Genomic DNA, 12,620 nt, shown 5'->3' on the forward strand with positions numbered 1-12,620 from the left:
GTCAACTTCCGCCGCCGTGGGGAATCTTGAAGCGAAACGGTGTGTTCTTGTGATCTGCTGGCCACTCGCAGCTCCGACACGCGTTGTAGAACATAAGCTGTGCCGGTGCTGATGCGCGGTCCGGGCGCGCCCTGTGACTGCCCGCCGCCGAGACGGCGGCGAGGGACCGCCGTCTCGGCGGCGTGTCCGAAATGGGCTGTATTGTGTCGGCAGTGTAGAACGGGAGATGTGACGGCCATGGCTACGGATACTCTCCGGCTCCGCGACGCATCCGCCGCCCCCGTCATGGGCGGCGCCCGGTGAGCGGAGCCGGAACTCCGCGTACGGCGGAGCGCGCCACGCTCGACAAGGCCGCGGACGAGAACTTCCCCGTGGCCCCGTTCTTCCTGCCCCGGGCCTGGCGCACGGACCTGATGGCCGTCTACGGCTTCGCGCGCCTGGTCGACGACATCGGCGACGGCGACCTCGCCCCCGGCGGCGCCGACGCCCGCCTGCTCGGCGCCGAGGGCGCCGGCTCCGCCGGGGGCGAGGACCGGATCGCCCTGCTCGACGCCTTCGAGGCCGACCTGCGGCGCGTCTTCGAGGGAACCCCGCGGCATCCGCTGCTCCAGCGCCTCGTCCCGGTGGTCCGCCGCCGCGCGCTGACCCCCGAGCCCTTCCTCGCCCTCATCGCGGCCAACCGCCAGGACCAGACCATCGGCCGCTACGAGACGTACGAGGAGCTGCGGGCCTACTGCGCCCTCTCCGCCGACCCCGTGGGCCGCCTGGTGCTCGCCGTCACCGGCACCGCGACCCCCGAGCGGATCCGGCTCTCGGACCGCATCTGCACCGCCCTGCAGATCGTGGAACACCTCCAGGACGTCGCCGAGGACCTGGCGCGCGACCGGATCTACCTGCCCGCCGAGGACCTGCGCCGGTTCCGGGTCGAGGAGGCCGACCTCAAGGCCCCCTCGGCGAACGCCTCGGTGCGCGCGCTGATCGCCTTCGAAGCCGCCCGGGCGCACCGGCTCCTCGACGAGGGAAGCCCCTTGGTGGCCAGCGTGCACGGCAGGCTGCGGCTGCTGCTCGCCGGGTTCGTGGCCGGCGGCCGCTCCGCCCTCGGCGCCGTCGCGGCCGCTTCGTTCGACGTACTCCCCGGACCTCCCAAGCCCACCAAGGTCCGGCTGCTGCGCGAGGTGGGCGCGACTCTGCGAGGAGAGGGGTGAGGCGGAGCGTGGAGCCGGAGCAACACCTGTCGGCACCGGTACTCGCCGCATACAGCTACTGCGAGACGGTGACCGGGCAGCAGGCCCGCAACTTCGCCTACGGCATCCGGCTGCTGCCGGCCCCCAAGCGGCGCGCCATGTCGGCGCTGTACGCCTTCTCCCGCCGGGTCGACGACATCGGCGACGGCACCCTGGACGCCGCGGAGAAGACCAAGCGCCTCGAGGAGACCCGTGACCTGCTGACACGTGTACGTCGCCGGGAGGTCGCCGAGGACGACACCGACCCGGTCGCCGTCGCCCTCGCCCACACCGCAGCCGCCTTCCCGCTGCCGCTCGGCGGCCTCGACGAGCTGATCGACGGCGTCCTGATGGACGTGCACGGCGAGACCTACGAGACCTGGGAGGACCTCAAGGTCTACTGCCGCTGCGTCGCGGGCTCGATCGGCCGCCTCTCGCTCGGCATCTTCGGCACCGAGGAGGCCGCGCGCCACTCCGAACGCGCCGCCGAGTACGCCGACACCCTCGGCCTCGCCCTGCAGTTGACCAACATCCTGCGCGACGTCCGCGAGGACGCGGGCAACGGGCGCACCTATCTGCCCGCCGACGACCTCGCCAAGTTCGGCTGCGCCACCGGCTTCCACGGCGAGGAGCCGCCGCCCGGATCCGACTTCGCCGGTCTCGTGCACTTCGAAGTACGCCGCGCCCGGGCCCTGTTCACCGAGGGCTACCGGCTGCTGCCCCTGCTCGACCGCCGCAGCGGCGCCTGTGTCGCCGCCATGGCCGGGATCTACCGGCGCCTGCTCGACCGCATCGAGCGCGAGCCGGAGTCGGTGCTGCGCGGCCGGGTCTCGCTGCCGGGGCGCGAGAAGGCCCTCGTCGCCGTACGCGGCCTGTCCGGCCTCGACGCCCGCGGCGGCCTGCGACCGAACCTCAGGAGGCGAGCCTGATGAGCCCTCAGAAACCCTCGGGCACGCGCCTGTTGAGCCCTCGGAAATCCTCGGGCAAAGGCCCCGCGACACCTCGCTCAACCCCGCGCCCGCGCACGGCGTCAGAGACGGCGTCGGCCCGTCGCGCACACCCCGCGGCGGCGGCGCCCGGATTTCGTACGGCCGCGTGGAGGAGCGCATGAGCAGCCAGGACAGGGACGCCCGGGCGAGCGGCGGGCCCGCGAGCGCGCTGGTGATCGGCGGCGGCCTCGCCGGGATCACCGCCGCGCTCTCGCTGGCCGACGCGGGTCTCCAGGTGACCCTCGCCGAGGGCAGGCCCCGGCTCGGCGGCCTCGCCTTCTCCTTCACCCGCGGCGCGCTCACCGTCGACAACGGCCAGCACGTCTATCTGCGCTGCTGCACCGCCTACCGCTGGTTCCTCGACCGGATCGGCGCCGCCGCGCTCGCGCCGCTCCAGGACCGCCTCGACATCCCGGTCCTCGACGCCGCCGGATCGGATCCCGCCGCCCGCCACCACGGACTGCGGCTCGGCAGGCTGCGCCGCGACCCCCTGCCGGTGCCGCTGCACCTCGGCCGGAGCCTCGCCGCCTACCCGCACCTCTCCTTCGCCGAGCGGCTGAAGGCAGGGCGGGCCGCCTTCGCCCTGCGCGCGCTCGACCCCGCCGACCCGGCCCTGGACGGCCAGGACTTCGGCAGCTGGCTCGCCGCGCACGGGCAGTCGTCCCGGGCCGTCGAGGCGCTGTGGGACCTGGTCGCCGTCGCCACCCTCAACGCCCGCGCCCGGGACTGCTCCCTGGCCCTCGCCGCCATGGTCTTCCGCACCGGACTGCTCACCGACCCCGGCGCGGCCGACATCGGCTGGGCCCGGGTACCGCTGGGCGAACTGCACGACGACCGGGCGCGCCGGGCCCTGGACGCCGCGGGGGTCCGTACCGAACTGCGCACCCGCGTCCAGTCGTTGACCCGGCGCGACGACGGACGCTGGAGCGCCGCGCTGTCCGGCCGCCACGTCGAGGCCGACGCCCTGGTCCTCGCCGTACCGCAGCACGAGACCCACGAGCTGCTGCCGCCCGGTGCGCTCGACCGCCCCGCCGACCTGCTCGCCCTCGACACCGCGCCGATCCTCAACGTCCATGTGGTCTACGACCGCACGGTGCTGCGGCAGCCCTTCTTCGCGGCGCTCGGCTCGCCCGTGCAATGGGTGTTCGACCGCACCGACGCCTCCGGGCTCACCGACGGGCAGTACCTCGCCGTCTCGCAGTCCGCCGCCCAGGACGAGATCGACCTGCCGGTCGCCGAGCTGCGCGCCCGCTACCTGCCGGAACTCCAGCGGCTGCTGCCCGCCGCCCGCGGCGCCGGGGTACGGGACTTCTTCGTCACCCGGGAGCGCACCGCCACCTTCGCGCCCGCGCCCGGGTCCGGCCGGCTGCGTCCCGGTGCGCGCACCCGCCTCGACGGGCTGTACCTTGCCGGAGCGTGGACGGCCACCGGCTGGCCCGCAACCATGGAGAGCGCGGTGCGCAGCGGGGTCCGAGCGGCGGAGGCCGCCCTGGTCTCCCTGGGGCGAAGGCCCCGCGAGCGCCTCTTCGAGGAGGCCGCATGACACCCGGACTCCGGGGCCCCGGCCCCCGCCCCGCTGCCGCGACAAGAGGAGAAACTGTGCCCACTGTGCCCTCGGCTGAACCGACTGCCGACGCGGTGGACGTGACCGCGCTCCTGGAGCGCGGCCGGACCCTGGCCACCCCGGTCCTGAAGGCCGCGGTGGACCGGCTGGCCTCCCCGATGGACACCGTCGCCGCCTACCACTTCGGCTGGATCGACGCCGAGGGCAGGCCCTCCGACGCCGACGGCGGCAAGGCGGTGCGGCCCGCCCTCGCGCTGATCTCCGCCCAGGCCGCGGGCGCCGAGCCCGAGACGGGCGTGCCCGGCGCGGTGGCCGTGGAGCTGGTGCACAACTTCTCGCTGCTGCACGACGACCTGATGGACGGCGACGAACAGCGGCGCCACCGGGACACCGTCTGGAAGGTGCACGGCCCGGCGCAGGCGATCCTCGTCGGCGACGCCCTGTTCGCCCTCGCCAACGAGATCCTCCTCGAACTCGGCACCGCCGAGGCCGGCCGCGCCACCCGGCGGCTGACCACCGCCACTCGCAAGCTCATCGACGGCCAGGCCCAGGACATCTCCTACGAGCACCGCGAGCGGGTCACCGTCGAGGAGTGCCTCGACATGGAGGGCAACAAGACCGGCGCGCTGCTCGCCTGCGCGGTCTCCATCGGGGCGGTGCTCGGCGGGGCGGACGACCGCACCGCGGACGTCCTGGAGAAGTACGGCAACCACCTGGGGCTCGCCTTCCAGGCGGTCGACGACCTGCTCGGCATCTGGGGCGACCCGGTCGCCACCGGCAAGCAGACCTGGAGCGATCTGCGCCAGCGCAAGAAGTCGCTGCCGGTCGTCGCGGCGCTCGCCGCCGGGGGCCCGGCCTCCGAGCAGCTCGGCGAACTCCTCGCCGCGGACGCCAAGAGCAACGACTTCGACAGCTTCTCGGAGGAGGAGTTCGCCGCCCGCGCGGCCCTCATCGAGGAGGCCGGCGGACGGCACTGGACGGCCGAGGAGGCCCGCCGCCAGCACACCGTCGCGCTGGACGCGCTCAACGAGGTCGAGATGCCCCAGCGGGTACGCGAGCAGCTCGCCGCCCTCGCCGACTTCGTCGTCGTACGGAAGCGGTGAGCGCTTCGGCACCACGCAGCCTCGTCCGGGGTGAGTGCGCGCACCCCTGACAAGTCGCCGGTCTCCCGGTCCTGGACCAGACCGACGGCGGACCCAGCAGAAGGAACACTGCACGAAGGGGAAGCCATGACAGCGACGACCGACGGAAGCACCGGAGCCACGACTCCGCTCGCTGCCGCGGCCACCGAGCACGAACCGCACCGCACCGGGGGCGGGGCCGCCGAGGCGGTGCGGCGCGCCACCGACTTCCTGCTCGCCAGACAGGACGCCGAGGGCTGGTGGAAGGGCGACCTGGAGACCAACGTCACCATGGACGCCGAGGACCTGATGCTGCGTCAGTTCCTCGGTATCCGGGACGAGAAGACCACGCAGGCCGCTGCGCTCTTCATCCGCGGCGAGCAGCGCGAGGACGGCACCTGGGCCACCTTCTACGGGGGACCCGGCGAACTCTCCACCACCGTCGAGGCCTACGTCGCGCTCCGGCTCGCCGGTGACGAGCCCGAGGCCCCGCACATGGCGAAGGCCGCCGCCTGGGTCAGGGAGCAGGGCGGCATCGCCGCGAGCCGCGTCTTCACCCGGATCTGGCTGGCCCTCTTCGGCTGGTGGAGCTACGACGACCTGCCCGAACTCCCGCCGGAACTCATCTACTTCCCGCAGTGGTTCCCGCTCAACATCTACCGCTTCGGCTGCTGGGCGCGGCAGACCATCGTGCCGCTGACCGTCGTCTCCGCCAAGCGCCCGGTACGGCCCGCCCCCTTCGGCCTCGACGAGCTGCACACCGACCCGGCGGTGCCCGTGCCGCCGCAGCCGCTCGCCCCCGCGGCCAGCTGGGACGGCGCCTTCCAGCGCCTGGACAAGGTGGTCCGCGCCTACCGCAAGGTCGCCCCGCGCAGGGTCCGCAAGGCGGCGATGCGCTCCGCCGCCCGGTGGATCGTCGAACGCCAGGAGAACGACGGCTGCTGGGGCGGCATCCAGCCCCCCGCCGTGTACTCGGTGATCGCCCTGCACCTGCTCGGCTACGACCTGGACCACCCGGTGCTGCGGGCCGGTCTGGAGGCCCTGGACAACTTCGCGGTCTGGCGCGAGGACGGCGCCCGGATGATCGAGGCCTGCCAGTCCCCGGTCTGGGACACCTGCCTGGCCACCATCGCGCTCGCCGACGCCGGACTGCCCGCCGACCACCCGCAGTTGGTGAAGGCCGCCGACTGGATGCTCGGCGAACAGGTCGTCCGCCCGGGGGACTGGTCCCTGAGCCGTCCCCAACTGCCGCCGGGCGGCTGGGCGTTCGAGTTCCACAACGACAACTACCCGGACACCGACGACACCGCCGAAGTGATCCTCGCGCTGCGCCGGGTCAAGCACCCCGACCCCGAGCGGGTGGCCGCGGCGGTCTCCCGCGGGGTGCGCTGGAGCCTCGGGATGCAGTCGCAGAACGGCGGTTGGGGCGCCTTCGACGTCGACAACACCAGCGTCATGCCGACCCGGTTGCCCTTCTGCGACTTCGGCGAGGTCATCGACCCGCCCTCCTCGGACGTCACCGCGCATGTGGTGGAGATGCTGGCCCACGAGGGCAAGTCCGAGGACCCGCGCACCCGCCGCGGAGTCCGCTGGCTGCTCTCCGAACAGGAGCCCAGCGGCGCCTGGTTCGGCCGCTGGGGCGTCAACTACGTATACGGCACAGGCTCGGTGGTCCCCGCCCTGGTGGCCGCCGGACTCGCCCCCGGGCACCCGGCGATCCGGCGCGCCGTCGCCTGGCTGGAGAAGGTGCAGAACAAGGACGGCGGTTGGGGCGAGGACCTGCGCTCCTACCAGCCCGGCACCGCCTGGCACGGCGTCGGGGAGTCCACCGCCTCGCAGACCGCCTGGGCGCTGCTCGCCCTGCTCGCCGCGGGGGAGCGCGACTCCGCGGCGACCGCGCGCGGGGTGGAGTTCCTGGCCAGGACCCAGGCCGAGGACGGCAGTTGGGACGAGCCGTACTTCACAGGGACCGGCTTCCCCTGGGACTTCTCCATCAACTACCACCTGTACCGGCAGGTGTTCCCGCTGACCGCGCTCGGCCGGTACCTCCACCCGGAGCCCTCCGTCGGCAAGGGGAGCTGATGGCCCCGGCACCACCGGCACCGGACCCCGGGCCCCCGCCGCTGCTCGTCGCCTGCGCCCTGGGCATCGAGAAGTTCGCGCTGCGCCTCGGGGACCGCGGCGGGGCCCACGGGCCGCTCACCCTGCTCAAGACGGGGATGGGCCCGCAGGCCGCCGAACGCGCCCTCACCCGTGCCCTCGCGCGGCCCGCGCTGCGCGAGGCGCCGGTGCTCGCGACCGGCTTCTGCGCCGGTCTGGAGCCCGGCATGCACCCCGGGGACGTGGTCGTCGCCGACGAGGTGCGCGCGGACACCACCACCGCCTGCACCGGTACCGAACTCCTGGTCGAGGAGATCCTGCGCCTCGCCCCCGGGCGCACGGTGCACACCGGCCCGCTCACCGGTTCCGACCACATCGTCCGCGGCGCCGAACGCACCGCCCTGCGCGCCACCGGAGCCATCGCGGTGGACATGGAGTCCGCGGCGACACTGCGCTGCGCGGCGCGTGCGGCGGGGCGTCCGGTGGCGGCGGTCCGGGTCGTCGTGGACGCCCCCGAGCACGAACTGGTCCGACTCTCCACCCTCGGCGGCGGCATAACCGCCTTCCGGGTCCTGCGTTCCCTACTCCCCGCGTTTTTCGAATGGCACCGTAACTTGCTGCTCCCTCGGAGGTGAGCCAGATGGCCATGCCGCTGCGCCAGTCCATCAAGGTCGCTACGTATCTGCTGGAACAAAAGGTCCGCAAGCGTGAGAAGTTCCCGCTCATCGTGGAACTCGAACCGCTCTTCGCCTGCAATCTGGCGTGCGAGGGCTGCGGAAAGATCCAGCACCCGGCAGGCGTGCTGAAGCAGCGCATGCCGGTGGCGCAGGCGGTGGGAGCGGTGCTCGAATCCGGGGCGCCGATGGTCTCCATCGCCGGTGGCGAACCGCTGATGCACCCTCAGATCGACGAGATCGTACGGCAGTTGGTGGAGCGCAAGAAGTTCGTCTTCCTGTGCACCAACGCCGTGCTGCTGCGCAAGAAGCTGAAGAAGTTCACGCCCTCGCCGTACTTCGCCTTCGCGGTGCACATCGACGGGCTGCGCGAGCGGCACGACGAGTCGGTGGCGAAGGAGGGCGTCTTCGACGAGGCGGTGGAGGCGATCAAGGAGGCCAAGAGGCGCGGCTTCCGGGTCACCACCAACTCCACCTTCTTCAACACCGACACCCCGCAGACGATCGTCGAGGTGCTGAACTTCCTCAATGACGACCTGAAGGTGGACGAGATGATGATCTCGCCCGCCTATGCCTACGAGAAGGCGCCGGACCAGGAGCACTTCCTCGGTGTCGAGCAGACCAGGGAACTCTTCAAGAAGGCCTTCTCCGGCGGGAATCGGCGCCGGTGGCGGCTCAACCACTCGCCGCTCTTCCTGGACTTCCTGGAGGGCAAGGTCGACTTCCCGTGCACGGCCTGGGCGATCCCCAACTACTCGCTCTTCGGCTGGCAGAAACCCTGCTATCTGATGAACGACGGCTATGTCACCACCTACAAGGACCTCGTGGAGAAGACCGACTGGGACGCCTACGGCCGCGGCAAGGACGAGCGCTGCGACAACTGCATGGCGCACTGCGGCTACGAGCCCACGGCGGTGCTCGCCACCATGGGTTCCCTGAAGGAGTCCCTGCGCGCGGTCCGCGAGAGCGTCGCGAGCTGAGGCGGACGGACAGCCACCACCCGCCGCCCGGCCGGACATCCGGCCGGGCGGCACCGGCGCGGAGGGGGCGCACGACGGACGCGGCGGAGCGGGGCCGCGTCCCGCTCCCCGTGCGGCTCGTCGTGAAGAAGGGGCAGGAATGAGCAAGGAGTTCGACCTCGGCCAGCTGCTGGCCGCGCGCGGCGCCGAACGCTACGCACTGCACGAGAAGCACCTGAACCACCAGCTTCCGCGCATGCTGCACACCATCGGCTTCGACAAGGTCTACGAGCGGGCCGAGGGCGCGCACTTCTGGGACGCCGAGGGCAACGACTACCTCGACATGCTCGCCGGATTCGGGGTGATGGGGCTCGGCCGCCACCACCCGGTCGTCCGCAAGGCGCTGCACGACGTCCTGGACGCCTCGCTCGCCGACCTGACCCGCTTCGACTGCCCCCCGCTGCCCGGCCTGCTCGCCGAGCAACTCCTCGCGCACAGCCCGCACCTGGACCGCGTCTTCTTCGGCAACAGCGGCACCGAGGCGGTCGAGACCGCCCTGAAGTTCGCCCGGTACGCCACCGGCCGGCCCAGGGTCCTGTACTGCACCCACGCCTTCCATGGGCTGACCACCGGCTCCCTCTCCGTCAACGGCGAGGACGGCTTCCGGGAGGGCTTCGCCCCGCTGCTCCCGGACACCGCGGTGCCGCTCGGCGATCTGGACGCGCTGCGGCGGGAGTTGCTGCGCGGGGACGTGGCCGCGCTGATCGTGGAGCCCATCCAGGGCAAGGGGGTGCACGAGAGCCCGCCCGGCTATCTGCGGCAGGCGCAGGAACTCCTGCACCGGCACAAGGCCCTGCTCATCGCCGACGAGGTGCAGACCGGCCTCGGCCGTACCGGGGACTTCTACGCCTACCAGCACGAGGACGGGGTGGAGCCGGACCTGGTCTGCGTGGCCAAGGCGCTCTCCGGCGGGTACGTCCCGGTGGGCGCCACCCTCGGCAAGGAGTGGATCTTCAAGAAGGTCTACTCCTCGATGGACCGCGTCCTGGTGCACTCGGCGAGCTTCGGCGCGAACGCCCAGGCGATGGCCGCGGGGCTCGCGGTGCTCTCGGTCATGGAGAACGAGCAGACCGTCGCGCACGCCCGCGTCACCGGCGAACTCCTTCGCAGCCGCCTCGCCGCGCTGGTCGACGAGTACGAGCTGCTGAGCGAGGTGCGCGGCCGGGGCCTGATGATCGGCATCGAGTTCGGCAGGCCGTCCTCGCTGCGGCTGCGCGGGCGCTGGACGATGCTGCAGGCCGCCCGCAAGGGGCTGTTCGCGCAGATGGTCGTGGTGCCGCTGCTGCAGAAGCACCACATCCTCACCCAGGTCTCCGGGGACCATCTGGAGGTGATCAAGCTGATCCCGCCGCTGGTCGTCGACGAGGCGGACGTGGACCGCTTCGTCACCGCCTTCCGGGCGGTCATGGACGAGGCGCACAGCGGCGGGGGCCTGATGTGGGACTTCGGCAGGACCCTGGTCAAGCAGGCGGTCTCGGGCCGCTGAGGACGCGGGCCCGAGGCCGTCGCCACCGGGGCCCGGAAAGGCCCCCGTCCTGCCTTCGCGTTCCTCAGTCGAGGAAGTCCGCGCGCAGCCGCTCCCGCACCTCGGGGGTGAGGCCGAGGCCCCGGCCGAGGTAGGTCTCGACGTCGCCCCAGGTCTCCTCGATGGCCTCGAAGGCGGCGTCGAGGTACTCCAGGCGCGCGTCGAACATCGGGCTGAGCAGTTCCATGACCTCGGGGGAGGTGCCGCCGGGGGCGTCGGCGCTGCGGCGGACCTTGTAACGCCGGTGCGCGGCATTGGACTTGAGGTAGTCCTCCTCGATCGCCGCGCGCTCCACACCGAGGGCGAGCAGGCTGACCGCGACGGACAGGCCGGCCCGGTCCTTGCCCGCGGCGCAGTGCATCAGCGCGGGCAGCCCGCCGTCGGCCATCTCGTGCAGGACGCGGCTGTGCTCCGCCGTGCGGCTGGTGATGATCGCCCGGTACGAGCCCTTCATCCGGGCCTCGGCCCTGCCGTCGGCGAGCAGCTCCCGCAGCTGGGCGATGTCGCCCTCGCGGACCATGGACCAGAACTCCACCCCGGAGGCCGGGTCGGTGAGCGGCAGGTTGAGGTTGCGCACCCCGGGCAGCTCGATGTCGGGGCCTTCCAGGGCCTGGTCACCGGCGTTGCGGAAGTCGAAGACCGTGTGCAGCTTCAGGGAGGCGAGGAAGGCGGCGTCCTGCTCGTCGGCGTGCGCGAGGTGCCCGCTGCGGTAGAGGCGGCCCGCCCTGACGCGTTTGCCGTCCACGGTCGGCAGCCCGCCCACGTCACGGAAATTGCGTACCCCGGTCAGCCGCGGCTCTGTCGACGGGACCTGCTGCGTCACCTAGGACTCCTCCCAGTGGGCCGCCCGCGCTGATCGCGGACGGTCACGATTTCCGACGATACGGCACCTGCCGTGGCCGCCATCATCGCCGCCGGATGCCCGTGGAGGCCATGGACGTGCACCGGGTGCGGCCGTCACCTCGCCGCCCGGAGACCCGTATTGCCGGAATTGCCCGTGCTCTTCACTCTCTTCCGCTGATGCCCGAAATAAAGACTCCTGGCCGTGATGTGCGTGAGCAGGCTCATATTCGTGACGGTCGGTGGCCGGGACTTTCGGCCGTACGGGCAAGCCCGGCAAGGGCGCCAAAGAAGCCGGAAGATCAATGTTCCACGCAGTGTCACCGTCCTTTTCGCCGAGGATCAAGAAAAGGAATGCGGCGGTGAATTCACCGCTTGTCCCGCCCATTCCGGTTCGCTTAACGTCTCGCTCACTCCGGATGGACGCCGAATCCTGCCGCCGTCCGGTTTCCACACACTCACCCGTGAAACGGCAGGAGCGGGGGATCCACAGGCAGTACGCCGTTTCCCCGGTTCAAGGGGACGGCTCGGGGTGAAGCCGCGCGAGCGCGGCGGGGCATCTCCAGCCCTAACCCGACAGCTCACCTCGCAGGCGCCGGAGAGGAATCCACCATGCCTGTCAAGGGCAAGCACCGCCGTACGAAGTCGAGCCGTCTGCTGCGTTCCCTGGCCGTCGCCGGAACCGGTGGCGCCGCACTCGCCCTGCCGCTCATGGGCGCCGCCGGTGCCCACGCCGCGAGCCCCCACGACGCCGCGGCCGTGAAGACCGGGGCCACCGAGGCCGCCGCGAAGGACGGCAAGAACGGCGACAGGGCCGAGCGCTACACGGTCGCCCCCGGCGACTCGCTCGCGAAGATCGCCAAGGAGCAGGACGTACGCGGCGGCTGGAAGAAGCTGTACGCGGACAACCGCGAGGCCGTCGGCTCCGACCCCGCCCTGATCCGCCCCGGTCTGAAGCTCACCCTCGGCGCCAAGGCCGAGACCCCGGCGAAGAAGGCCGAGGCTCCCGCGAAGAAGACCGAGAAGCCCGCCGAGGCCGAGAAGCCCGTGGTGAAGAAGGAGGCCCCGGCGAAGAAGGCGGCCCCGGCCGAGAAGAAGGCCGAGAACACCGGCGGTTACACCCTCCCGGTCGCCGGTTCCTCGGTCGGCACCCCGTACCACCAGTCCGGCAGCATGTGGTCCAGCGGCTACCACACCGGCGTGGACTTCGTGGTCCCGACCGGCACCAGCCTGAAGGCCGTCGGCCCGGCGACCGTGGTCTCGGCGGGCTGGGGCGGCGCCTACGGCAACCAGGTCGTGCTCCAGCTGGAGGACGGGCGCTACGCCCAGTACGCCCACCTCTCGCAGCTCTCCGTCTCCGCCGGCCAGCAGGTGAGCGGCGGCCAGCAGGTCGGGCTCTCCGGCGCCACCGGCAATGTGACCGGCCCGCACCTGCACTTCGAGATCCGCAGCACCCCGGACTACGGCTCGGACCTCGACCCGCTGGGCTACCTGCGCGCCCACGGCGTGGACGTCTGACCGACCGGACACCGCGCACCGCGAGGACCGCACCCGCACGGGGTGCG

General features: G+C 72.2%; 10 protein-coding genes and 1 riboswitch. Of the genes, 9 read left to right on the top strand and 1 reads right to left on the bottom strand.

Features of this window, described 5'->3' with window-relative positions:
- Window positions 1-299: 299 nt before the first annotated feature.
- From hpnC to MID12_RS30880, 8 genes are all read left to right on the top strand, one after another.
- Entirely contained in the window at window positions 300-1,205 is a 906-nt protein-coding gene (gene hpnC, locus MID12_RS30845) for a squalene synthase HpnC (RefSeq protein ID WP_263172402.1), read from the top strand.
- Entirely contained in the window at window positions 1,202-2,152 is a 951-nt protein-coding gene (gene hpnD / locus MID12_RS30850) for a presqualene diphosphate synthase HpnD (RefSeq protein ID WP_040255369.1), read from the top strand. Before hpnC ends, hpnD begins: the two co-directional genes overlap by 4 nt.
- Window positions 2,153-2,330: 178 nt before the next feature.
- Window positions 2,331-3,755, top strand: coding sequence for a hydroxysqualene dehydroxylase HpnE (gene hpnE, locus MID12_RS30855; RefSeq protein WP_263172404.1), 1,425 nt, complete (start codon window positions 2,331-2,333; stop codon window positions 3,753-3,755).
- Window positions 3,752-4,879 carry a polyprenyl synthetase family protein gene (locus MID12_RS30860; protein WP_263172407.1) on the top strand — a complete coding sequence of 376 codons (1,128 nt, stop codon included), beginning with the start codon at window positions 3,752-3,754 and terminating at the stop codon, window positions 4,877-4,879. Before hpnE ends, MID12_RS30860 begins: the two co-directional genes overlap by 4 nt.
- 126 nt (window positions 4,880-5,005) lie before the next feature.
- Window positions 5,006-6,979, top strand: coding sequence for a squalene--hopene cyclase (shc, locus tag MID12_RS30865; protein WP_263172409.1), 1,974 nt, complete (start codon window positions 5,006-5,008; stop codon window positions 6,977-6,979).
- Complete coding sequence (locus tag MID12_RS30870) at window positions 6,979-7,632, top strand: 1-hydroxy-2-methyl-2-butenyl 4-diphosphate reductase (protein ID WP_263172413.1); 654 nt, start codon at window positions 6,979-6,981, stop codon at window positions 7,630-7,632. Before shc ends, MID12_RS30870 begins: the two co-directional genes overlap by 1 nt.
- 5 nt (window positions 7,633-7,637) lie before the next feature.
- Complete coding sequence (gene hpnH, locus MID12_RS30875) at window positions 7,638-8,651, top strand: adenosyl-hopene transferase HpnH (RefSeq protein WP_040255374.1); 1,014 nt, start codon at window positions 7,638-7,640, stop codon at window positions 8,649-8,651.
- 139 nt (window positions 8,652-8,790) lie between these two features.
- A complete protein-coding gene (locus tag MID12_RS30880; RefSeq protein WP_040255375.1) occupies window positions 8,791-10,176 on the top strand; it encodes an aspartate aminotransferase family protein in 1,386 nt (461 codons plus the stop codon).
- 64 nt (window positions 10,177-10,240) lie between these two features.
- Here MID12_RS30880 and MID12_RS30885 read toward each other — a convergent pair whose 3' ends face one another.
- Entirely contained in the window at window positions 10,241-11,038 is a 798-nt protein-coding gene (locus MID12_RS30885) for a tyrosine-protein phosphatase (RefSeq protein WP_263172416.1), read from the bottom strand.
- A gap of 431 nt (window positions 11,039-11,469) precedes the next feature.
- A riboswitch (cyclic di-AMP (ydaO/yuaA leader) is annotated at window positions 11,470-11,663 on the top strand.
- A 4-nt stretch (window positions 11,664-11,667) separates the two neighbouring features.
- Between MID12_RS30885 and MID12_RS30890 the strand changes: the two genes are divergently transcribed.
- Window positions 11,668-12,573, top strand: coding sequence for a LysM peptidoglycan-binding domain-containing M23 family metallopeptidase (locus MID12_RS30890; RefSeq protein ID WP_263172418.1), 906 nt, complete (start codon window positions 11,668-11,670; stop codon window positions 12,571-12,573).
- Window positions 12,574-12,620 lie beyond the last annotated feature (47 nt).

Source organism: Streptomyces sp. SCSIO ZS0520, assembly GCF_025643355.1.
In the GTDB taxonomy this organism is placed as follows: domain Bacteria; phylum Actinomycetota; class Actinomycetes; order Streptomycetales; family Streptomycetaceae; genus Streptomyces; species Streptomyces physcomitrii.